Below are 21884 nucleotides of genomic sequence, written 5' to 3'. Positions count from 1 at the left end.
ATGCGTAATTGTTCGTACAGCACACCCCCGTTTTTCTGGCCATTCCCGCTCGCTGCGAATGGTTTTTTAGAAAAAACCTACGGCGTGAAGGAAATTCTTACAATGCCCCACACTCCAAAGGGGAGTAGCTCCCATCGCTTGCAAAGCCTGTGTCGATCAGGTCTTGCAGCAAAGTCAACGGGTCGTCAGTACGGTGGCGCCCACAAGCCACCCGGCCCGTTGTGCACACCCATCCAGTGTGCGAGCAAGACCTTTGATGGCCCCGTCGCGGGTGATCAAGGTCGTCCTTCGCCCAAGCGGTTCGTTTGCTGGCAGGCTCCCTGATTTCCTCGAAGCGGGCCAGAGCACTCTGACGGACAGATCCGGCGCCGCAATGGCAACGGAAAACTCCTTTTGACCTAGAACACCGAGGACTTTATGGACTTTTGGCTTCGCCCGAATTTTGGCTTGCACTGGGCCAGATCATCATCATCGACATCTTGCTTGGCGGCGACAACGCCGTCGTGATTGCCCTGGCATGCCGCAAGCTGCCACCCGCGCAGCGCACCAAGGGCATCATCTGGGGCACTGCGGGCGCCATCATCTTGCGCGTCATCCTGATCGCCTTTGCCATGACGCTGCTGGCACTGCCTTTCCTCAAGTTCGTCGGCGCACTGCTGCTGGTATGGATTGGCGTGAAGCTGCTGGCCCCGGATGAAGACGGCCATGGCGACGTGCAAGGCAGCGACAAGCTGCTGGCCGCCATCAAGACCATCATCGTGGCCGACCTGGTGATGAGCGTGGACAACGTGATTGCCATCGCCGGCGCCGCACAGAATGCGGGCGAACACTCCTTCCTGCTGGTGGTGCTGGCCTGCTGATTTCCATCCCGATCATCGTCTGGGGCAGCCAGTTGGTCATTAAGCTGATGGAGCGCTTCCCCCTCATCATCACGCTGGGCGGCATGCTGCTGGGCTGGATTGCGGGCGGCATGCTGGTCACCGACCCTGTCTTCGCCAACCCTGACAAGTGGCAGTGGATGTTCAAAATGCCGCAGTCTGACGTCGTGAAGTACGGCGCCAGCGTGGCCGGTGCCCTCATCGTCCTGGCAGTAGGCAAGTTCATCGTGTCTCGCCGCACCACCGGCGGCGACGCAGCCCACGGCTGATCCTCCAAGACACCAGGCGCCGCCATTGCGCCTGGTGGCCACAACAAGCCAGGTCGGGCCACTCCATGCCCCACCTGGCTCGCGCCCAGGGCAGAGCGGCTCAGCACGCTCAGCCGCATTCTTGAAACCATCCACCCAGGCGGTCAACGACATGGACAAAATTATTGTGTACGTGGACGACGCTGACCATGCGCAGCAACTGTTGGCCCCGCTGGTCGCCCGCAGCCCCGCGGCACGCCAGCACTGGGTGCTGGTCGCCTGCGCGCCCCGCATGACACACCGCGTGAGCAAGTGGGTCAGCCACAGCGCCCGCGAGAGTTGGCGCACCAAATGGGCAGACAAGCTGTTTGCGCAGATCATCGCCACCGTGGGCCTGTCTTCCGCACAGGTCACCACGGTGTTGGCCAAAGGCCCTTTGGCCGAACTGACCGAGCAACTGCAAGCCGATTTGCAAGCCAACGGAAGCCGCACAGCACCGGTGATGGATGCGCGCAAGCCCAGAAGCACCGAGGCTGCGCCGCAGCCCCTGACACCCCGGGCCGCCACCGAGCTAGCGCCCAAGCCCAGCCAGTCCAGCCACTGGCCCCGCGTGCTGGGCAGTGTGCTCACCGGCTGCGGCACCTTGTGGGTTCTGGCTCTGGACTGAGCGCGGCTTCGCCCCAATAACTGCCCCCCAAAGCAGCCGCCCGTCGCCTTCGTCGCAGGGCAATCTGCCAGCCCCCACAAGCCCCCTGCGGTGCTATTCTGGCGCCATGAAAATCCTTCTGAAATGGCTGCTCAGCGCCGCAGCGCTGCTGTGTGTGGCCTACATCTACAGCGGCGTGCAAGTGCAGAGCTTTGGCTCGGCGCTGATTGCGGCCTTTGTCATTGGCCTGTTCAACGCTGTGCTGCGACCGGTGCTGGTCATCCTGACGCTGCCGGTCACCGTGGTCACCGTCGGCTTGTTCCTGTTTGTCATCAACGCGCTGATGTTCTGGGCCGCCGCCGGGGTGCTCGACGGCTTCCACGTCAACGGCTTCAGCGCAGCGCTGCTCGGGTCGTTGATTTACTCAGCGCTCGGCCTAGTGATCGAATCAGCGCTCGGCGGCCTGTTCACGAAGCAGTAGCTGCATCGCCCGCAGGCGGGTGTCGATGATCGACGCTTCGAAGTGGTCGTCGGCCAAGGTGCTGCGCCGCGCCAGATCCTGGCCCGCCTTGAAACGGTCTACCGCCGCCGCGTAGTCGTAGCGCGACACTTGCGCCTCGGCCTCAGCCCGCACGGCGCGTAAAGGCTGGTTTTGTGCATTCCACACCCCCGCCAAGGCCTGCCAGGCCCCAGCGTCGCGGGGGTGGGTGGCCAGCCAGGTTTGCAACGGGCTGGTGACCTCCTGCAAACCTTGCTGGCCCGTGCGCAAGACGATCTGTGTGCGCAGCAAGATTTCGGGGCGGCGGGTGTCCCCCGCAGGCATGGCGGCCAGGGCGGCAGGGGCATTGCCAGCAGCCAGTTCCAGCTCGGCCACCAACAACTGCGCCACGCGGGCAGCCGCCACATCCCCCTTCACCAGTTGCTGCAATTGCCCCGCCCAACGGCGGGCTGCAGCCCCATCGCGCAACTGGCTGCTGCCCAGGGCAGCGGCATACAAGACACCCGCTTTGCGCGCCAGGGGCAGGGCCGCAAAGCCCGTGCCCTGCGGCTCGGCAATCCACTGGCGCAACACATCCACGCCGGGGTTTGACAGCACTCGCGCCCGCGCTGACACCATGGCGTGCTCCGCCACCAACACCGATGCACGGCCTGCCGTCAGCCCACCCGAGGGCAGACGCGACTGCATGTCGGCCATGCGCTGCGTGGTGAGCGGGTGGCTGCGCAAATAGGGCCAGCTGCCGTTGTCGTTGATGCGATTGGCCTGCTGCAGTTTTTCAAACATGCCCACAAAACCCTCGGGCGCAAAACCGGCAGGCTCCATCAGGCCCATGCCCACCCGGTCCGCCTCGCGCTCCATATCGCGCGAAAAATTCAACTGGTTCTGCATCGCCACGGCCTGCCCGCCCACCACCAGCGCCTGTGTGGCGCCAGGGTTCTTGCTGGCCGCCAGCGCGCCCAGCACCATCGCCCCCAGCAGCAGCGGCGTCTGGCGGCTTTGCTGCGTGAGCAGCCGCGAGATATGCCGCTGCGTGACATGGCTCAGCTCGTGCGCCAGCACCGAAGCCAACTCATCGCGCGTGCCCACCACGCCGATCAACCCCAGGTGCAACCCCAGGTAGCCCCCAGGCAACGCAAATGCGTTCACCGTGCGGTCTCGCCCCAGCAACACCTCCCAGGCAAAACGCTCGTCCAACTCGGCAGACAACTCCCCCCGCGAACGCGCCGCTGCAATCAACGGCTGCCAAATGCCCTGCACATACTCGGCAATCACCGGGTCATCGATGTAATCCGGGTCACGGTAAAGCTCGCGGATGATGCGGTCGCCCAGGCGTCGCTCCTCGCTGCTGGTCAAGTCGCTGCCATCCCCCAGCGTGGGCAGCCCCGCCTGGGCCTGCGCCACCGCCGGGACAAATGCGCTTGTCGCTATCAAAAGAGAAGCTGCCAGCGCTTGACATACCTGCGCTAGCGGCCTTTTTTTACCCAATATCAACACTTGTGGTCTCCCTGGCGCCGTCCATCGGCCACAACGCTCACTTGGCGATGCGTGACCGTATGATGCCCCGACAACCCAATTGTTTCGCACACGTTTGAACCCAACGTGCTTGCCCAGGCCAAGACCATGACCTCCAAAACACCAAACTCCCCCAAAACCGCCAACGCCCCCCACCCCACATCCCCCCTCACCCACTTCGACGCCCAAGGTCAGGCCCACATGGTCGACGTAGGCGCCAAAGCCGCCACCCACCGCATCGCGGTAGCCACTGGCCGCATCGAAATGCAGCCTGAAACCTTGGCACTGATTGAATCGGGCACCGCCAAAAAAGGGGATGTTCTGGGCATCGCCCGCATCGCCGGCATCATGGCCGCCAAGAAAACGAGCGACTTGATCCCGCTGTGCCATCCCCTGGCACTAACGCGGGTTGCTATTGAATTTGAAGCTGCCAGCGTCCGTGTACAAGGCGCTACAGGCATATTTTGTTCAGCGACGGTAGAGACGGTGGGGCAAACCGGGGTGGAGATGGAGGCGCTGACTGCCGTGCAGATTGCCTTGCTGACGATTTATGACATGTGCAAGGCGGCGGATCGAGGGATGTCCATCCACGGCGTGTGTGTGACGGAAAAGCACGGGGGCAAGTCAGGGAGATATTTGGTGCGGTGACGCCCGGCAAAGCCCAGCGCGGCCTGTTCGACAAGCCCGTCACAACTCCACCGCCGCAAACTTCATGGAGGACTGCAGCCCCCTGAATGGGAAGGGCCCGACGCCCCGTTCACTTCTGTCCAGCGAGCGTAGTCCTTGGGGTAGGCTGCGCGGAAACGCTGCAGATGGTAGGCCCCGACTAGTCATCGCGCCCTAGTAGGGCACCGCTTTGAATCAAGGGTTCGAGCACCTGCGGCTCGGGCGAACAGTGCAGTAGCGCAGTAGCCAGACCATGCACCCGTTCGGCCATGTCCGGGTTCACCGGCATGGTGGTCATGCCGCGCAAATCCACAGCATCCAATAACAGCCATGTGCCAGATGCCTTGTCCAGTGCGCCACGATTGATAGGGAATACGACACCTCAATCGCTGCCAAGGAAATAGCGCATACAGAAAACACCAATCTGGGCAAAGACATCTCGCGATTGGTGTGCCAGGCGCCTACGGGGGAGCGCTGCACCGCAGCCCGCCTCCCCCCAGGCGCTGCCACCAACCGCAGTCGCCTGGCACAAGCTGCGGGCCAACCCGCGGACGCCTTTCTGACCGGCGACTACAGCCTGTCGGATGCCAGCCAAGTGCACTAGCAACACCTGCTGGGTCACAGGCAAATAACAGACAGCGACCTGCTGGGTTTGACCATACCCACCAGTGATGTTTTGTCTGCTTTGAGGTCCGCCTGAAACCCGACACCATTCCCGGTACGAGAGCGGGGCATTTGATCATTCTGTAACCGCAATGGGTGCTATGGATGAACTTGGAACCCATAGTCGCATCCAGAACCGAGACTTTTTCCATTTAAATTGGTATCTGTCCCCAGCTTTTCCACTAGATATCAAAAAAAACCATCGATAGGTGCATAGCCCTTTGGCAGCCCCGTTTGCTTATCGATCAAAACTACCCACTCCATGGTACGGCCACTGGTCAGAGGAAGCCAAAGCAAGTCTGCCTCGCGCAACTCTGCTTTTCTAATCACGTCTTCGAGCACATCCTTCTGATCCGGCCTCGCATTCATGAGTGCAGCAAGCGGCCGCGCCCGTTGCAACAATTGCGGCAGACTCAGTTCGTAGCTTTGCCACCAAGCGGGACGCAGCGAGGGCTCTTGCCCCGCTACAGACAATTCCACACTTTTTAAAAATTCTTCAGAATCACGCGGATCGCGCAGGCTAACCAGCGTGGGGCCTGTCCAGGGAAGCTGCCGCAACCCATCGGGCGCTTTGGGAAGATCCGCTGAGTCGATTTCAGATGCGGTTACCACTCGCAGCCGGTCAGCTTCAAAGACTAAATGCACCGGCCTTGCAACCGCAACTGCATGCATGCCATACGCCAAGGCAGCAAGCTGCACCGCGACCACCATGCTCAAATCCTGGATGAGTTCTCGCCGTAGTTTTGAAGGATTCCACAACACCATAGTAAGTAGCGGGCCACAGACCACGTCCACACCCACCACCAACCAAAACAGCTCGCGCCCCGCCACCAATTTGTACAAGGGCCATGGGTACCATAGACCAAAAACCAACCCCGCCATCACTGCTGCGACCAGCAATGTCAACAAAAAATGTGCGCTGCCAGCCCGCAGCGCGGAAAACAGTCGGGGATTTAATACCATTGTGAATGCTAAGCGTTAGTAATTTTTCTGCTGTTGAGAATAGCGATGCACCGCTTCCTCAACTTGACTACGGCGTATATCGACAATTGGCCGGAACGTAACGGTAAGCGCTCACCGCGTTGATACCGCAACCCCATACGACCGGTGCACCAACTAATAGGGGAGCAGACGGGTTAGCAGAGTTAATGACTGTTCCACTTCCAGGCGTGAGAACCAGAGGGCCGGCAAGTGCAGTTGCCAATTGACCGGCATAGGTAATGACGATGCGCGCCTCTTGGGCAACAGGAGCCGTCACATCTGCGATACCGCCGATCGCAATCGAAGCAACCTGGGAGCCTGCAGAGTATTCGTATGCATAGGATCCAGCTACAGGGGCTCCCGTTCCAGCGTAGCCCAGAATGGGGCCCGACGACGTGCTAAAAAAGGCATCCATTACAGCCAATTTAGCAGTAGAGGCCAAACTCACCCCCTCGCTCACACGCGCGCGTACGACGTAGTCTTGATACGCAGGTAACGCAACCGCCGCCAAGATACCGATGATGGCGACCACGATCATGAGCTCAATCAGCGTGAAACCCGTTTGAACTAATTTTTTCATGGTGAACCCGATATTCAATTACAAATGCAACGATGACTTGCCCATAGAAATTGGCAAACAAGCAGCGCACTAAACAGGAAACGCATCGAACCTGATTTTTCTAAACAATAAGACCATACAACGGCATCACCACACATCAGTTGCAAATGTTCTAATAAAAAAAGGGCGACCATTGCGGTCGCCCTTTTTCAAGATTGGCCAGAACAATTCGCAACGAAGCTTGATTTTTCGTGGCCGAATATGATAGAGGCTGGTCTTTAGGCGCAATTATTAGAAGCGGCAGTTGGCAGGCACGTATTTAAACGCAGCAGCGACCGACGTGCAACCCCAAACCACCGGTGCGCCAACGCTCAATGCCGAGGCAGGCAGACCCGTAGTTGCACTAACCACACCGCTACCGGGGGTGAGAATGATAGGCGCTGTGAGCGCAGTATTCAATTGACCTGCGTAGGTAATTGTAATTACACCTGCACCGGCGGCCGGTGCCGTCACGTCAGCAATACCAGCAATCGCAATGGATGCGACTTTTTCGCCTGCCGTGTACTCATAGCCATAAGAACCAGCAGCAGCCGCACCAGTACCCGCATAAGCAGCTACGGCACCCGAGTTGCGAGTAGCGAAGGTTTCAGCCACAGCAGTCTTGGCTGCAGACGCCAAAACCAAGCCCTCAGTAACCTTAGAGCGGACCACATAGTCTTGGTAAGCCGGCAGAGCCACAGCGGCCAAAATACCAATAATCGCCACAACGATCATCAGTTCGATCAGGGTAAAACCTTTTTGCAGGGAACGCTTCATAAATCTCTCCTCGGGGTAAATTGCAAGTGAAACCTGTCGAAGTTCTTCAGGCTGCTTCTACAAAAGCAGATAGCGTGCCAGCTTGCGTGACTCCATGAATTCCACTGACTAGGTCAAAAATCTGATCAGTTGCCCGTCAAACACTCGCTTGTTGATGCCTTGCATGCGTCACATTGACATTTTTGTTCTGCCACGAATGTCACCAAACACATACCTCGTTACACATCAAAAACATGTCCAGCCTGCAGCCAATGGATGTCTGCTTGTGCGGAGAGACCCATCTGGTTGATCTCTTGAAGAATCAAGTCGGTTTCCGAAGGTTTGGTATGGGTGATGTAGATGGGGTAGCTGGCCCCTGCCGCTCCATCTGCCAGTTCCGCCGCTAACGAGGTGGGCGACAAATGCAGGCTGCGGCGGGCCAGTTCGCTCTCGCGATTGCTGAAGGCTGTTTCAATGACCAGCATGCCCACGGGCAACGGGGGCATTAGCTCGGGAAGTTGTTCAAGCTCATGCCACAGGCGTGGGTTGCGCTCTGTGTCCCCACTGAAAGCCCACCAGCCTTTTGCGCCCTGCACGGCGTAACCCACGGAGGGCACGGTGTGTACGGCGGGCAGCACACTCACCAATGTTCCATCCACGTTGATCACATCGCCTTCAGCAAGAGGGCGGTATTGCAAGAATGGGGTCTGGGCTGACGGAATGCGGCTGAAATCTGGCCAGATGACGTTGTTAAAGATATTGGCCTGCAGCGCAGCAATGGTGGCCGCCAAGGCATGCACCTGAACGGGCTGACTGCGCAGAGAAGACACCGCATCCAGCATAAGAGGCAGGGCCGCCACATGGTCCAGATGGGAGTGCGTCAGGAAGACATGGTCGATCTGGCACATTTCGTCCAGGGTCAAATCACCTACCCCTGTGCCTGCGTCGATCAGGATGTTCTGATTAACCAGAAAAGAGGTGGTTCGGCAATCACGAGCGATGGCGCCTGAGCAGCCGAGGACGCGGACTTTCACTGGAACATGCCTGTAACAAAGCGGCAAACAGGAGCATCAGCACAGCCGTCCAGCATGTAGTCTTGTCGCAAAAAATGGGGGCGAGAACGGCAGATCATTTGGTATCAAAGTTGGTGGCGCCATCCCAGTTCGGCAGGTGAGGCTGCGTTGCCAGCATTTGCAAGCGCTCTGCATACAGCGCATACAGCGTAGATTGAGGATCACCCTGCAGTAGCAAATGCAGCGCAGCAATGCATTTTGCCCAGTCTTGGGCACGATAGTCTGTGAGAAATTGCCGCCAAATCTCTACCAGTCTGATTTGCTCGTGGGTGGCCAGCGCATGCACGGCCACTGGCGTATAGATCGCGACGGCCTGGGCTTTGCCTTTCACCCGTACCCGGTCAAGTTCTTGCCAAAGAAATTCCGGGGCTTGGGCCTGGGTAAATTCGCTGGCGATGACCGCAACTCCATAGGTTTTAGAGAGCCCTTCCAGGCGAGAACCCAGGTTCACTGCATCGCCAATGACGGTGTAGCTGAGCCGAATGTCGGACCCCATATCGCCCACACACATGGTGCCGGTGTTCAAACCAATGCCGACCCCGACCTCGGGCAGACCTTGGGTGCGGTGCTCTTGGTTGAGCTGCTGCACGGCCTGCGCCATGCCCATTGCTGCCTGCACTGCGCAGGTAGCATGGTCTTGCGAGGGCACAGGGGCTCCCCAAAAGGCCATGACGCAATCGCCCATGTACTTATCGATAGTGCCGCGCTGGCTTTGGATGACCTGAGTGAGGCGCGTGAACACACCATTGAGGAGAGCCTGCAGTTGCAAAGGCGGCATGCATTCAGACAGGGCCGTAAAGCCGCGCATGTCACAGAACATGACCGTGAGTTCACGGTTATCGGCCTGCATGCTGTAGTGCTCAGGGTGTTTGAGCATCTCATCGACCAGCTCGGGTGGCACATAGGAGCGAAACCTGGAAGCCAAGGCTCGCTTGGAACGGCTTTCAAAAAAGTAACCGTGGGCCATATTCAGCACCGATGCACAGAGGGCCATGGCAACTACGGCCGCCAACGGCATGACCAAGCCATGGACTCGGTACAGCCACAGGTTCAGCCCCAGCAATGCAGCGATCATAGCCAGGCTGAGCACCAAGCCCGCGCCCGCAGGCAGCAGCGACAGCCCCAAGGCCAGCACCAGCCCAGCGCACACCAGCTGGAGTACATCAAAGCCACGGGCGTAGTCTGGTATCGCTATGGCATTGCCATCCATCAATGCGGACAACATGTTGGCATGGGCCTCTACGCCGGGGTAAACCAGGCCGACTGGCGTGACGCGAACATCCTGCAACCCTGGGGCCGAGGTTCCGACCAGCACCATTTTGTCGGCCAGAGCGCCTTCTGCAAGACGGCCTTCGATCACATCGCTGGCCGCAATGTATTGGTATGAACCGCCATCTGGCCCACCGGGGCCGCGAAAGGGGATCAACATCGAGAGGCGGTCGTCCACTGGCAGGGGCATGCGGCGTGTGCCCTCCACCAGCACCACGCTTTCCAGTGTCTCATGGGTGCCCAGCGATGGCGTGGCTGGAAAGCCGGGCTCTACGCTTGGCATGCCCATCATGGAGCGGAACATCCCCAGGGCCAGAGATTCGTAATACTGCCCCTGGTACTCGGCAAGCAACGGCAGACTGCGGATCACACCATCCGAGTCACTGATAGTATTGAAAAAACCCGCCACCGGGGCTGCCTGGCCCAACGCATCCAGGTTGGCACCAAATCCATTCCAAGTCGTGGCGGCCAAAGGCCGTCCGCGCAATTGGGCAGGAGTAACGACCGGGGAAGGCAGCGCACCCTGCGTGTGCCCCTTTCGATCGCTGGTGAAGTAGTAACCCAGGACCGCCGCCTGCCCCTGCAGGCTGCGCGCGAACAGAGCATCGTGATCAAGCGAAGGCGTTAACCTGGCCACCTGCTCGGCAAAGCCCGGGGCTTTTGCCAGCGCGCCACGCTCCAGGGCTTGCAGCGCGGCAAGTCCCGAGCTGTTGTCGCGCTCAGCAAAAATGACATCAAAACCGAGCACGGCCACACGCTGGCGCGCAAACAACTCTTGCGTCAGGATGGCGAGCTTGTCCCGTCCCCAGGGCCAACGGCCAATGCGCTCGATACTTTTCTCGTCAATATCCACAATGACGATGCGCTCGTCCAACGTCCTGGGCATGCTCAGGCGCAGGCGGGCATCGTAAAAAATCTGGTCAAGCCGGTCGAGCAACGGCAGGGGCAACTTGCCGGACACGTGCAAAAGTGCAAACACCAGCGGAACCAGCGTGAGCAAGATGCGGCGCCAGCGACGAAACAGCAGAAGGCTCCGCATGGACCTAGACCTGTTCAGTGGATGAGCGGGGCCATTGCAATTCCAGCAAGGCCCCCAGAACAACCATCAGGATTGTTCGAACTGCATCTCTGTGCCGGCCAATTCCAGCTTGTCGCCGCTCTTGAGAGGAACGGGGCTTGCACCGATCGCTACGCCGTTGAGCGTGGGCATGTCGGGGCCTTCCACATGGGCCAGCACAAAACCCTGGATGCGCTTGGTGATGGATGCCACGGCAACCCCTGGCTTACCAATGGTGGTCACCACCTTTTGCAGGGACACCTCGCGTCCAGCAGCCGCTCCGGACAATACCCGGATGACTGCATGCAAAGGCACGGGTTGCGGAGCGGCCACCCCTCCAGGTCGCGCTGCCGCGTTCAGGGCAGGCAGCATCCCAGGCTTGAAAACCATGGTCTTTTCGAAGTTCTCTGCCTCGGCATCCTGGAGGAATCGAATTTTGTACTTGCCCACTTCCACGGTGTCGCCATTGCGCAACTCCTGGCGCTTCACAGCCTTTGCGTTTACGTACGTACCGTTGGTGCTTCCCAGGTCTTCGATCTCGACCCCATTGGGTGCCAAGTGGATCGCTGCATGCTCTCCGCTCACCGCCAGATTGTCGATAACGATGTCGTTATAGGGACGGCGACCAAGCGTAGTGCGCTCTTTGGTGAGCTGCACTTCTTTGATAACAACGCCGTCGATTGAAACGATCATTCTGGGCATGATGATCTACTCCTGATTTGATGATTTGTTTTGTTGCAACCCGTCATGCGGCACCCAAGAGACGGGACATGAGGCTGCGTTTTTTCCCTCCCGCCGCAGCCTGCACAAGCAATACGCTAACGTTATCACGCCCACCGTGTGCATTGGCTGTATCAATTAGCAACGCCGCTTTTTCTTCCAGAGGTGCCGGGGTGCGCATCAGCTGCGCAAGATCGTCATCGTTGACCATGTCCGTCAAGCCATCTGAGCACATCACGAAAAGATCGCTGGGTGCCACCTGAAACTCGTTCACTTCCATCTGCACATTGGGCTCAACCCCCAGCGCACGGGTGACCAGATTGCGGCTGGAAGAGGCGGCTGCTTGTTCCCGCGTCAATATGCCTGCATCCACCTGTTCCTGCAACCACGAATGGTCACGCGTGATTTGCTGCAACACTCCGGCGCGCAGGCGGTAGCAACGGGAGTCCCCGATGTGACCCAAAATCAAGCGATCGCCCTGGAACACACCCACGACCAGCGTGGTGCCCATGCCTGCATACTGAGGATTGGACAGCGACGCGCCCAAAATGGCGTGGTTGGCGTTTTCCACACACAACTCCAACGCCCGGCGCAAATCCGTGGAAGACGGCTCTGGCCCTGCCTGCGCCAGCCAGCGGTTCATTTCGGTGCGGATGAAAGTGATGGCCATACCGCTGGCCACTTCGCCAGCGTTGTATCCGCCCATGCCGTCCGCAAGGATGGCCACCTGGGTATCCCGGTCAACGGTCACTGCGTCTTCATTGTTGGCGCGCACGCGCCCACGGTCGGTTTGGGCGAAAAATTCGTAGGTCATGGATTTTGGGCTGCACGTCATCCCACAGAGGCCACCACAGACCTTTGTTCCGGCGCCCGCTCTGTCGGGTACTCCAGTACTGTTTTCTCCAGATCCACCATGTGTTGCCCTGTCGGGGTGCGGCCCGAATCATAGACCACTGCTGACGCCGGAGATCCAGGAACCTCTGACGCAACAATGCCCATCACATAAGCCAGGTCTTGCGCCAGTTGCTGCCCCGTCTGATACCGCTCAGCGGGCAGCTTGCGCAGGGCCTTGGCTACCAGCCGCGCCACGGCCTCTGGCAAATCGGTACGAAAGGTTCGGATATCTGGCGGGTCCACATGGACGATCTTGCGCATCAGCTCCGGCATGGAGTCGGCACGCAGGGGCAAAGAGCCCGTCAACAGCTGGAACAACGTGACACCCAGGGCATACAGGTCTGCACGCCCATCGACCTTGGCGCCGGACAATTGCTCAGGCGACATGAAACTGGGCGTGCCGAGCACAATGCCCGTGCGGGTCTTGCTTGCATCGGTAATGCGTGCCACCCCAAAATCCATCACCTTGACCGTATCCGTCGCGGCGTCCCACATGATGTTGGCAGGTTTGACATCGCGGTGCACCACGTTGTGCGCATGCGCGTAGTCCAGCGATTGCGCCACGCGGTGTGCGATAGACAAAACCTGGGCCACGGGCAACAGGTAGGCCGGTTGCGTGAATGCACTCAGATCGGTCCCCGCAACAAACTCCATGGCGATGTAGGCCAAACCTTGCTCTTCGCCACTGCCATAGATGGCGACGATATGGGGATGCTGCAGCCGACTGGCGGCCTCAGCCTCTTTGAAAAAACGCTCGCGCGCGTCCACCAGTGCCGCCCCATCAAACTCTTGCTGCAATGCCAGCGTCTTGATGGCCACAATCTGCCCGGAGCGCAGATCACGGCCTTGGTAGACCACCCCCATGGCGCCCTGGCCCAGCTCATGTTTGAGATCGTAGTGCGCGAGCGGCTCCGGCACTTTATGGCGCGGAAAGGTCTCTTGCACTGACGCTGGCAATGACGAAGCGCCCGTCACCGAAATGCCACTGGCCACCGAGTCCGCAGCCATGCCCGCCTGCGCCAGCAGGTGCGCTTTGGCCCGGCGGTAGCATGCACGGGCATCCTTGTATTCCATGTCCCGGCGCAGCAGGTGCTTGAAGACTTTTTTGGCATGCGCATAGTCCTTCTTGCGCTCAAAGTCCTTGCCCAGGTGGTACAGGTTGTCTTTCAAAGCATCGCTGGTGGGCAGCGGACGAAACCGCGCAAACGCTTCCAACAAATCCCCACGCCCATGCAGCGCCAGCCCCATCATGCGCTCGGCATCCGCAGACTCTTGCGGAGAAGCGGCAGAAGCACGCTGAGGCACCCTTGCCAACATCGCGCACAGAAGCCCTCCTAACAACGCCACCCCAGCGGCAGGGAGCAGCGGCACCACATGCAAAGTCTGCTGTAGCAGCAGCCACTGCGCCGCCAATAGCAGCACGGCGGCACCAGCCCCCCAAGCCACAGCCTTGCCTGCCCGAGGCATGACCACTACCAGCAAAGCCATGACCAGCGCTGCAGCCCAGCCCACTGGGTGTCCCCAACCCGGCTTGGTCACTGCGCGCGCCAAGCGCAGCCCAACAAAAGATTGCGCCACCACATCCGAGACATGCAGCGTGGCCCCTCCAGGCACAGGCCAGGAAGCAGCCTGCGGCCCAGCCGTCACGCCCACCACCACCGTCTTGTCACGCAGCGCTGAAACGGGCACCTTCTGCGACAACACATCTGCTGCTACCCAACGCGGCACCGAAGCACCAAACACCGGGCGCAAGGCTGCCGAAGCATCCACCCCCACCGACAAGCCCCCCCACAGCAAACTATGGGCCTGGGCATTCCAACGCACATCGGCAGGGCTCAGGTACAGCGCACGCAGCACCGCCAGCATGGCCAGTGAAGGAACCCCAGCCTTGTCATGGCTGAGCAGCAGCGGAACACGGCGAAGCACCCCGTCGCTGTCAGCAGCCCATTGCAGATGACCGACCCCTGCCGCACCTGCTGCCAAACCCGCCAGCTGCACGGGCACAGCGTCTGGGCCCAGACCGGTAAGCTCCGGCACGACACTGCGGTAAAAGGACGGTGGCAATGGCGCGGGAGCACCGGTGGAAGCAAAGCCAGCGGGCCACAGCACATTGCCAGCCAGCGCCACACTGCGTGCCAAGGCTTCTTGGGCACCCGGCGCAGCAGTTTGAGCCAACGGGGCGGTGTAGACGATGGTTTTAGCGCCGCCCAGGGCCAATCGGTCAATCAAGGCCGCATGCGTCTCATCAGACCAGCCGCCTCGCACAGCGGCCAGGCTGCGCGCATCAATATCAACCAGAAGCACATCGGCAGGAGCCACTACCGTGGTCTGGGCCAAGGCAGAGTCGTACACCATCCGCTGCAACGCCGACAGTGCGCCCACCAGCCACAAAGCGCCCACCAGTACGAGAGCGATCGCCGCACAGATCCACCCGTCCAATCGCCCTGTTTTTGGCTTGCGCTCCGATGTGTGTCTGGCCACTTGCAATCAATGTGTAAATCTGTGAATGTTTGTAAAAAAGCAAATTTCACGCCCGCCCAAACCGGGCTTCCAAACCCTGCCGAAACGGGCTTATCGCACGTATTCGGCGGCCGAATAAGGCGGCGTTGCCGCTCTTTGTCGGACACACCACGGTCAGCGACAAAATTGTCAACACCACCCCATCTCTGCGTTCCACAGACAAACCGCGCAGAAATCACCAAAACAAAAAAAAACACCCGCCACCAAATCGGTAGCGGGTGCTTTCAGCACCTGCGCAAGGCCGCCAGAGGCAGACCTCGCTGGGCTCTGATTACTTCAGTTGGGCCTTGAGCAGCTTGCCCAGTTCCGAAGGATTGCGGGTGATGATGAAGCCCGACTCTTCCATGATGGCCAGCTTGGCATCGGCCGTATCGGCGCCGCCAGAGATCAGCGCGCCGGCGTGGCCCATGCGCTTGCCGGGAGGGGCTGTGACGCCAGCGATGAAGCCGACGATCGGCTTCTTCATGTTGGCCTTGCACCATTGGGCGGCTTCGGCTTCGTCCGGACCACCGATTTCACCAATCATGATGACGGCGTCGGTGTCTGGATCGTCGTTGAAAGCCTTCATCACGTCGATGTGCTTGAGGCCGTTGATAGGGTCGCCACCAATGCCAACAGCGCTGGACTGGCCCAGGCCGACTTCCGTCAGCATGGCCACGGCTTCGTACGTCAGCGTGCCCGAACGGGACACCACGCCGATACGGCCCTTGCGGTGGATGTGACCGGGCATGATGCCGATCTTGATTTCGTCAGGCGTGATCAGGCCGGGGCAGTTGGGGCCCAGCAGCAGGGTCTTCTTGCCGCCAGCAGCTTCCTTGGCCTTCATCTTGTTGCGCACTTCCAGCATGTCGCGCACTGGGATGCCTTCGGTGATGCAGATGGCCAAGTCCAGGTCGGCTTCCACAGCTTCCCAGATCGCGGCGGCAGCGCCTGCTGGAGGCACGTAGATCACCGACACGGTGGCGCCGGTCTGGTGAGCAGCTTCCTTGACGGATGCGTAAATTGGGATATTGAAGATGGACTCGCCAGCCTTCTTGGGGTTCACGCCGGCGACGAAGGCGTTCTTGCCGTTCGCGTATTCCTGGCACTTTTCAGTGTGGAACTGGCCCGTCTTGCCCGTGATGCCCTGGGTGATGACCTTGGTGTCTTTGTTGATGTAGATCGACATGTGTGTTCTCCGGGCTTACTTGACGGCAGCAACGATCTTGGTCGCAGCTTCGGCCATGGTGTCTGCGGCGATGATGGGCAGGCCGGACTCGGCCAGCATCTTCTTGCCCAGCTCTTCGTTCGTGCCTTTCATGCGCACGACCAGCGGCACGTTCAGGTTCACGGCCTTGCAAGCGGTGATCACGCCGGTAGCGATGGTGTCGCACTTCATGATGCCGCCGAAGATGTTGACCAGAATGCCTTCGACCTTGGGGTTCTTCAGCATGATCTTGAAGGCTTCGGTGACCTTCTCGGGGGTGGCACCGCCGCCCACGTCCAGGAAGTTGGCCGGCTCGCCGCCGAACAGCTTGATGGTGTCCATGGTGGCCATGGCCAGGCCGGCGCCGTTCACCAGGCAGCCAATGTTGCCATCGAGGCTGATGTAGGCCAGGTCGAACTTGGAGGCTTCCACTTCGGCCGGATCTTCTTCGTCCAGATCGCGGAAGGCCACGATTTCAGGGTGGCGGAACAGCGCGTTGGCGTCGAAGTTGAACTTCGCGTCCAGGGCCATCAGGTTACCCTTGGAGTCGCAGTTCAGCGGGTTGATTTCCACCAGCGACGCGTCGGTTTCCATGTAGCACTTGTAGATCTTGGCGAAGATGTCTACGGCTTGGTCGATGGAAGCGCCGGTCAGGCCGATGGCGGCTGCCACCTTCTTGCTTTGCTCGGTGGTGATGCCGACGATGGGGTCGATCATCTCGGTGATGATCTTCTCGGGGGTGGAGTGGGCCACTTCCTCGATGTCCATGCCGCCTTCGCTCGAAGCGATCAGGGCCACCTTCTGCGTGGCGCGGTCGGTGACCAGCGACACATACAGTTCGTTCTTGATGTCGGCGCCGTCTTCGATGTACAGGCGGCGGACCTTCTGGCCTTCGGGACCGGTCTGGTGGGTCTTGAGCTGCATGCCCAGGATCTCGCCAGAGATGCGCTTGACGTCGTCAATGGTCTTGGCAACCTTCACGCCGCCACCCTTGCCACGGCCACCAGCGTGGATCTGGGCCTTGACCACCCACACGGGGCCGCCGAGTTTTTGAGCAGCTTCCACGGCTTCTTGCACCGTGAATGCAGGGATGCCGCGCGGAACGGGCACACCAAAATTGCGCAAGATTTCCTTGCCTTGGTATTCGTGAATCTTCATGAGGTCTCTCTCAGGGAAGGGTGGTAATTACCCGTTTGCCATGAACAGATTGTCTGGCCGCGGGCTTGGGACATGGCAACCCGCGACTGTATCATGCTGCAACGCACCATCCTTGTAGCAAACTTACGTACGCCGCAGGCCTTCCAGGTGCCCCTTTACCCTCCCCGGAGCTGTTCCATGTCCAAAGTCTTTATTGATGGCGAAGCTGGCACCACAGGCCTGCAGATCCGCGAACGCCTGCAAGCCATGCCGCAAATCGAGCTGGTGAGCATTGCCCCCGAACTGCGCAAAGACCCAGGCGCCAAGCGCGCTTTGATCGAGACCGTGGACCTGGTGGTGCTCTGCCTGCACGACGACGCCGCCCGCGAAACCGCTGCCATGGTGGACGCTATCGAGGCTGCGGGTGGCCGCAAGATCAAGATCATTGACGCCAGCACCGCCCACCGCACGGCCGCAGGTTGGGTGTATGGCTTTCCAGAGCTGGACGCCTCGCAAACCCAGGCCGTGCGCCAAGCCACCCGCGTCTCTAACCCCGGCTGCTACGCCACCGGCGCCATTGCGCTGCTGCGCCCGCTGGTGGACGCGGGCTTGATTCCTGCCGATGCTGCCTTGAGCCTGCCCTCGGTGTCGGGTTACTCGGGCGGTGGCCGCACCATGATCGAGGCCTACGAAGCAGGCACGGCAGCACCCTATGAGGCCTACGCGCTGGGCCTCACGCACAAGCACATCCCTGAGATCCTGCGCTACACCGGGCTCACACGCCGCCCAGTCTTCATCCCGGCCGTGGGCAACTTCCGTCAAGGCATGCTGGTGCAGTTGCCTTTGCATCTGGACCTGTTGCCCGGCGCCCCCAAAGCCAGCGACCTGCACGATGCACTGGCCAGCCACTACGCCCGCACCAACACGCCCGAGCAATGGATCAGCGTGCTGCCGCCCACCGACGACTTGAAGCTGGCGGCTGATACCCTGGCCGACACCAACAAGCTGGAGCTGCGCGTGTTTGCCAACGAGGAACACCGCCAAGCCGTCGTCATTGCGCGCCTGGACAACCTGGGCAAGGGCGCCAGCGGCGCTGCGGTGCAAAACATGAAGCTGATGCTGGGTATGTAACGGGGCAGGCAAGCCCCGCGATCAGCCCCGTTCAAAGAGCGAGAGTGGGGATGCCCATTGGCCCTTCGACGGCGCGGTCACTCCTCGTCCGACGCCTCGGCGCCCTGCACTGCGCGCCGCACCACATCGCCTGAAAACCCCCGCGCCAGCAAAAAGCGCATGTGCTTGGCACGGGTTTGTGGGTCTGTCGCGGGCTCGCCAAACTTGCGGCGCCACACCTCGCGGGCGCGCTCCAGTTCACTGCCCTGCAACTGGGCCACAGCGTCCTGCACGGCCTCTGTGCCCAGTCCTTTGGATTGCAGCTCTTGCCGGATGCGCGCTGCGCCCAGACGGCCAGCACGCCGATGCAGCACCGACTCCACCACCCGCGCCTCGTTGATGAAGTCTTTGGACTGCAGATCATCGAGCACCGCGTTCAGGTCTTCGCCCTCTTGCACATGGGGGCTGAGCTTGCGCAACAGCTCGGCCCGCGAGTGCTCGCGCTGGCCCAGCAATCGCAAGGCGCGGCCTTTGAGCGATAGCGTGGTGAATCCCATACAGGCCTCGAATGCTTCTGTTTTGATAGCTGCTAGCGCTTATTGGATAAGCGCTAGCAGCCAATTTCTCTCAAAATCAGGACACCCCGTACGAAAGATCACTCGTCTGCAGCAGCCGCTGGAGCTTGCAATGCGCCAGGCAGCAGGGCAATGCCCAGGCCTTCGCGCACCTTGTTCTCAATCTCGCGGGCCAGGTCGGGGTTCTCGCGCAAAAACTCACGCGCGTTGTCACGGCCCTGGCCGATTTTTTCGCCGTTGTAGGCGTACCAGGCACCGCTCTTTTCCACGATCTTGGCCGTCACGCCCATGTCGATGATTTCGCCTTCGCGGCTGATGCCTTCACCGAACAGGATGTCGAACTCGGCCGTCTTGAACGGTGGCGACACCTTGTTCTTGACCACCTTGACCTTGGTCTCGTTGCCGATGGCTTCGTCGCCCTTCTTGATGGTGCCGGTGCGGCGGATGTCCAGGCGCACCGAGGCGTAGAACTTCAGCGCGTTGCCGCCGGTGGTGGTTTCGGGCGAGCCGAACATCACGCCGATCTTCATGCGGATCTGGTTGATGAAGATGACCATGCAGTTGGTCTTCTTGATGGTGGCGGTGAGCTTGCGCAGGGCCTGGCTCATCAGGCGGGCCTGCAGGCCGGGCAGGGCGTCGCCCATTTCGCCTTCGATTTCGGCCTTGGGCGTGAGGGCTGCGACCGAGTCCACCACGATCAGGTCCACAGCGCCCGAACGCACCAGGCTGTCCACAATCTCCAGCGCCTGCTCGCCGGTGTCGGGCTGGCTGATCAGCAAATCAGACAGTTGCACGCCCAGCTTTTGGGCGTACTGCACGTCCAGGGCATGTTCTGCATCGACGAAAGCGCAGGTGCCGCCCTGTTTTTGCATCTCGGCAATCACTTGCAGCGTGAGCGTGGTCTTGCCCGAGGATTCAGGGCCGTAGATTTCCACCACGCGGCCACGGGGCAGACCGCCCACGCCCAGGGCAATGTCCAGGCCCAGCGAACCGGTGGAAACCACCTGGATGTCCTCGATCGCTTCGCCTTCACCCAGGCGCATGATCGTGCCTTTGCCAAACTGCTTTTCGATCTGCGCCAGCGCTGCTGCCAGGGCCTTGGCCTTTTCGGCGTTCACGGGAAGGGCGGGGTTGGTACCTTTGACGTCCATGGAATGGCTCCTGAATAAAACGAAGTGTCTGAAGTGATCTGGGGTGATCTGTGGGGGCCAGCGGGTCAAAACATACTGTTTTTAACAACAGCACTGGCTGCTTGACCAGTAATGTAGAGGCCTCATAGAGCCAAGTAAACAGTTTTTTAGTCAGTTTGCCTTACCATTTAAGGCACCGCCTCCGCGCAGTTTGCCGAGCCTGCGGAATGACCCAATCAGGGCATCTGGAGCCCCCATGCACCCCACCCCCACCGCAATCCCACCCGACGATGCCTGGCGCCAGACCCACCTGGGGCGCCTGCTGGGCCATGCCATGCGCCGCTTTGATGCCCGTGTTCTGCAGCTCATGGCGCGCAACGTGGAAGTGCCCTTGGCCCTGTCGAACCTGGCCGCCCGCGACCAAGTGGGGGCCGCGCACATCCACCTGACGCGGCACCTGGCGCTGGGGGCGACCGGCTGACCGACCTGGCGCAACGCGCAGGCATGACCAAACAGTCGATGGCGCAACTGGTAGACCAGTGCGAAGCGTGGGGATTGGTGACCCGCGAGAGCGACCCGCACGACGCCCGGGCACGCCGGGTGTGCTTTACCCCCACCGGGCTGGCCTGGCTACAGGGATTTCGTGATGCAGTGACGCAGGCCGAAGCGGAGTTTCGCGCCGAGGTGGGCGATGACGTGGCCACGGTGGTGGCGATTGGGCTGGAGGCGTATGCGGGCGGCAGCAACCCGCCCTAAGAGCCTGTTCTCAGAACAGAGTCGCAACGATGTACCTGCCAAAGCACTGAACCCCAGGCGCTGTTGTCATTGACAGCAGCGCCTGGGGTTCAGTGAAAAAGTTTGCAGGACAGGACAGAGTTCGCGGACAGCACTGCGCTGACGGCCTATGGCGGCCCTGCAAGCCTGTGCATCAATGTGCCGTGGAGGCACCCGCTTGGCCCGCAATGCGGCTCACATCGCCACCGAGGCGGCGCACTTCGGCCACAAACTCGGGGCCGCTGCGCAGGCGGCGGTATTCGGCCAGGCTGGCTTGGTAGGCGGGATCGGCGTCGGGGGTGCGATCGCCTGCATTGGCTTGGCCCAGGCCAGCGCGGTTCCACAGGTTCAGGTCGGCTTGCACTTCAGCGCGGCTCAGTGCAGGGCCTTGGGCGACGGGCTCGGCGCCCACCCATTGCTCGGTCAGCAGTGTGGGGGTGGCGGCTGAAGCGGCACCTGCAAAGGTGGCAGCAGCCACAGTGGCGATAGCGATCAGGGTCTTGGCGTTGGTCATGGCAGTTCTTCCTTTGGAGTGATTCCTGCAGTGCGTGATTGCGTTCTGCATGGGAAGAAGTTTCCGTTTTTGGCGCGTTGGCGTATGTGCGTAAACGCACAGGTTTTGCGCGTGAAGACACCACTACCAGCACCCCGATTGATGGGGTCCAGGCCCCACACCCAGCACAGACGATCATTTTTATCGTTTAAAGACTGGATGGGGGCACATCGCAAATCCCGACCCCGAAACACGTGGCAGACCGCGCCCCCTTTATTCGTTAGCGGAAGTTCCCCGTGCGAATTTCTGCTTTGCACGAGGGCACGTCGCCATTAAACCCGTATGCCCCTCATAAGAATCATGCCAAAACACAATATTTGATAGAAATATATATTCCATATTCAACATATGCAAAATATTTCTTGCAATATATATTTTGAGTGTCATACCTCAAGAGCATCCCCCTTTTATCGTATTGAGCCACCCAGATGCCCTCCAT

General features: G+C 60.3%; 19 protein-coding genes and 2 pseudogenes. 6 read left to right on the top strand and 15 right to left on the bottom strand.

Annotation, left to right across the window (positions count from 1 at the left end):
• Nucleotides 1-425 precede the first annotated feature (425 nt).
• The 3 genes and pseudogenes from EAG14_RS22515 (at nucleotide 426) to EAG14_RS22505 (ending at nucleotide 2253) form a co-directional block, all read left to right on the top strand.
• Nucleotides 426-1147, top strand: a pseudogene (locus EAG14_RS22515) (TerC family protein).
• A gap of 151 nt (nucleotides 1148-1298) precedes the next feature.
• Nucleotides 1299-1793 (top strand): hypothetical protein, encoded by a 495-nt coding sequence (locus EAG14_RS22510; protein WP_121727685.1) that lies wholly within the window; start codon nucleotides 1299-1301, stop codon nucleotides 1791-1793.
• Nucleotides 1794-1899: 106 nt separating this feature from the next.
• A complete protein-coding gene (locus EAG14_RS22505; protein ID WP_121727684.1) occupies nucleotides 1900-2253 on the top strand; it encodes a phage holin family protein in 354 nt (117 codons plus the stop codon).
• Here the strand turns inward: EAG14_RS22505 and EAG14_RS22500 are convergent.
• Nucleotides 2221-3702: a M48 family metalloprotease gene (locus tag EAG14_RS22500; protein ID WP_240456889.1), complete on the bottom strand. Its 1482-nt coding sequence runs from the start codon at nucleotides 3700-3702 to the stop codon at nucleotides 2221-2223. The two genes, EAG14_RS22505 and EAG14_RS22500, sit on opposite strands and share 33 nt — an antisense overlap.
• Nucleotides 3703-3891: 189 nt before the next feature.
• Here EAG14_RS22500 and moaC point away from each other — a divergent pair, with 189 nt between their 5' ends.
• Nucleotides 3892-4431, top strand: coding sequence for a cyclic pyranopterin monophosphate synthase MoaC (moaC, locus tag EAG14_RS22495; protein ID WP_121730622.1), 540 nt, complete (start codon nucleotides 3892-3894; stop codon nucleotides 4429-4431).
• A 178-nt stretch (nucleotides 4432-4609) separates the two neighbouring features.
• Here moaC and EAG14_RS22490 read toward each other — a convergent pair whose 3' ends face one another.
• The 11 genes from EAG14_RS22490 to sucC all read right to left on the bottom strand — a co-directional run bounded on the left by EAG14_RS22490 (nucleotide 4610) and on the right by sucC (nucleotide 17324).
• A complete protein-coding gene (locus EAG14_RS22490) occupies nucleotides 4610-4801 on the bottom strand; it encodes a Wzy polymerase domain-containing protein (protein WP_371414435.1) in 192 nt (63 codons plus the stop codon).
• A gap of 500 nt (nucleotides 4802-5301) precedes the next feature.
• Nucleotides 5302-6075: a TfpX/TfpZ family type IV pilin accessory protein gene (gene tfpZ / locus EAG14_RS22485; protein WP_162995861.1), complete on the bottom strand. Its 774-nt coding sequence runs from the start codon at nucleotides 6073-6075 to the stop codon at nucleotides 5302-5304.
• 67 nt (nucleotides 6076-6142) lie between these two features.
• Nucleotides 6143-6673, bottom strand: coding sequence for a pilin (locus tag EAG14_RS22480; RefSeq protein ID WP_121730212.1), 531 nt, complete (start codon nucleotides 6671-6673; stop codon nucleotides 6143-6145).
• 270 nt (nucleotides 6674-6943) lie between these two features.
• Entirely contained in the window at nucleotides 6944-7468 is a 525-nt protein-coding gene (locus tag EAG14_RS22475) for a pilin (RefSeq protein ID WP_121727681.1), read from the bottom strand.
• A 218-nt stretch (nucleotides 7469-7686) separates the two neighbouring features.
• Entirely contained in the window at nucleotides 7687-8481 is a 795-nt protein-coding gene (locus EAG14_RS22470; RefSeq protein ID WP_121727680.1) for an MBL fold metallo-hydrolase, read from the bottom strand.
• A 94-nt stretch (nucleotides 8482-8575) separates the two neighbouring features.
• Nucleotides 8576-10828: a CHASE2 domain-containing protein gene (locus tag EAG14_RS22465; RefSeq protein WP_121730210.1), complete on the bottom strand. Its 2253-nt coding sequence runs from the start codon at nucleotides 10826-10828 to the stop codon at nucleotides 8576-8578.
• Nucleotides 10829-10894: 66 nt separating this feature from the next.
• Nucleotides 10895-11548 (bottom strand): FHA domain-containing protein, encoded by a 654-nt coding sequence (locus tag EAG14_RS22460; protein WP_099657210.1) that lies wholly within the window; start codon nucleotides 11546-11548, stop codon nucleotides 10895-10897.
• 43 nt (nucleotides 11549-11591) lie between these two features.
• On the bottom strand, nucleotides 11592-12380 hold the full coding sequence (locus EAG14_RS22455) for a Stp1/IreP family PP2C-type Ser/Thr phosphatase (RefSeq protein WP_099657211.1): 789 nt from the start codon (nucleotides 12378-12380) through the stop codon (nucleotides 11592-11594).
• 17 nt (nucleotides 12381-12397) lie between these two features.
• Nucleotides 12398-14860 carry a serine/threonine-protein kinase gene (locus EAG14_RS22450; protein ID WP_240456888.1) on the bottom strand — a complete coding sequence of 821 codons (2463 nt, stop codon included), beginning with the start codon at nucleotides 14858-14860 and terminating at the stop codon, nucleotides 12398-12400.
• Between the two features lie 391 nt (nucleotides 14861-15251).
• On the bottom strand, nucleotides 15252-16148 hold the full coding sequence (sucD, locus tag EAG14_RS22445; protein ID WP_099657212.1) for a succinate--CoA ligase subunit alpha: 897 nt from the start codon (nucleotides 16146-16148) through the stop codon (nucleotides 15252-15254).
• A 15-nt stretch (nucleotides 16149-16163) separates the two neighbouring features.
• Nucleotides 16164-17324, bottom strand: coding sequence for an ADP-forming succinate--CoA ligase subunit beta (sucC, locus tag EAG14_RS22440; RefSeq protein WP_099657213.1), 1161 nt, complete (start codon nucleotides 17322-17324; stop codon nucleotides 16164-16166).
• A 177-nt stretch (nucleotides 17325-17501) separates the two neighbouring features.
• On the opposite strand from sucC, the gene argC reads away from it, so the two are divergent.
• Complete coding sequence (gene argC / locus EAG14_RS22435) at nucleotides 17502-18434, top strand: N-acetyl-gamma-glutamyl-phosphate reductase (protein ID WP_121730209.1); 933 nt, start codon at nucleotides 17502-17504, stop codon at nucleotides 18432-18434.
• A 77-nt stretch (nucleotides 18435-18511) separates the two neighbouring features.
• Here argC and recX read toward each other — a convergent pair whose 3' ends face one another.
• On the bottom strand, nucleotides 18512-18970 hold the full coding sequence (gene recX, locus EAG14_RS22430; protein ID WP_121730208.1) for a recombination regulator RecX: 459 nt from the start codon (nucleotides 18968-18970) through the stop codon (nucleotides 18512-18514).
• A 98-nt stretch (nucleotides 18971-19068) separates the two neighbouring features.
• Entirely contained in the window at nucleotides 19069-20139 is a 1071-nt protein-coding gene (gene recA / locus EAG14_RS22425; RefSeq protein WP_121730207.1) for a recombinase RecA, read from the bottom strand.
• 235 nt (nucleotides 20140-20374) lie between these two features.
• On the opposite strand from recA, the pseudogene EAG14_RS22420 reads away from it, so the two are divergent.
• Nucleotides 20375-20874 (top strand): annotated as a pseudogene (locus EAG14_RS22420) (MarR family winged helix-turn-helix transcriptional regulator).
• A 172-nt stretch (nucleotides 20875-21046) separates the two neighbouring features.
• Here EAG14_RS22420 and EAG14_RS22415 read toward each other — a convergent pair.
• The gene (locus tag EAG14_RS22415) at nucleotides 21047-21406 is read right to left on the bottom strand and encodes a DUF4148 domain-containing protein (protein ID WP_121730206.1); all 360 of its coding nucleotides are present in this window, start codon (nucleotides 21404-21406) and stop codon (nucleotides 21047-21049) included.
• Between the last annotated feature and the right edge of the window lie 478 nt (nucleotides 21407-21884).

It is taken from the genome of Acidovorax sp. 1608163, assembly GCF_003669015.1.
Classification (GTDB): domain Bacteria; phylum Pseudomonadota; class Gammaproteobacteria; order Burkholderiales; family Burkholderiaceae_C; genus Acidovorax.
Note: the sequence above shows the minus strand (reverse complement) of the source record. Positions and strands in the feature narration are given on the sequence as shown.

Bases quoted from the DNA above. Each gene is read 5' to 3' on its own strand.
- EAG14_RS22460 (WP_099657210.1), bottom strand. From the start codon at position 11,548: ATGCCCAGAATGATCGTTTCAATCGACGGCGTTGTTATCAAAGAAGTG.
- EAG14_RS22505 (WP_121727684.1), top strand. From the start codon at position 1,900: ATGAAAATCCTTCTGAAATGGCTGCTCAGCGCCGCAGCGCTGCTGTGT.
- moaC (WP_121730622.1), top strand. From the start codon at position 3,892: ATGACCTCCAAAACACCAAACTCCCCCAAAACCGCCAACGCCCCCCAC.
- sucD (WP_099657212.1), bottom strand. From the start codon at position 16,148: ATGTCGATCTACATCAACAAAGACACCAAGGTCATCACCCAGGGCATC.
- tfpZ (WP_162995861.1), bottom strand. From the start codon at position 6,075: ATGGTATTAAATCCCCGACTGTTTTCCGCGCTGCGGGCTGGCAGCGCA.
- recA (WP_121730207.1), bottom strand. From the start codon at position 20,139: ATGGACGTCAAAGGTACCAACCCCGCCCTTCCCGTGAACGCCGAAAAG.
- EAG14_RS22415 (WP_121730206.1), bottom strand. From the start codon at position 21,406: ATGACCAACGCCAAGACCCTGATCGCTATCGCCACTGTGGCTGCTGCC.
- EAG14_RS22465 (WP_121730210.1), bottom strand. From the start codon at position 10,828: ATGCGGAGCCTTCTGCTGTTTCGTCGCTGGCGCCGCATCTTGCTCACG.
- EAG14_RS22510 (WP_121727685.1), top strand. From the start codon at position 1,299: ATGGACAAAATTATTGTGTACGTGGACGACGCTGACCATGCGCAGCAA.
- EAG14_RS22475 (WP_121727681.1), bottom strand. From the start codon at position 7,468: ATGAAGCGTTCCCTGCAAAAAGGTTTTACCCTGATCGAACTGATGATC.
- recX (WP_121730208.1), bottom strand. From the start codon at position 18,970: ATGGGATTCACCACGCTATCGCTCAAAGGCCGCGCCTTGCGATTGCTG.
- EAG14_RS22480 (WP_121730212.1), bottom strand. From the start codon at position 6,673: ATGAAAAAATTAGTTCAAACGGGTTTCACGCTGATTGAGCTCATGATC.
- sucC (WP_099657213.1), bottom strand. From the start codon at position 17,324: ATGAAGATTCACGAATACCAAGGCAAGGAAATCTTGCGCAATTTTGGT.
- EAG14_RS22455 (WP_099657211.1), bottom strand. From the start codon at position 12,380: ATGACCTACGAATTTTTCGCCCAAACCGACCGTGGGCGCGTGCGCGCC.
- argC (WP_121730209.1), top strand. From the start codon at position 17,502: ATGTCCAAAGTCTTTATTGATGGCGAAGCTGGCACCACAGGCCTGCAG.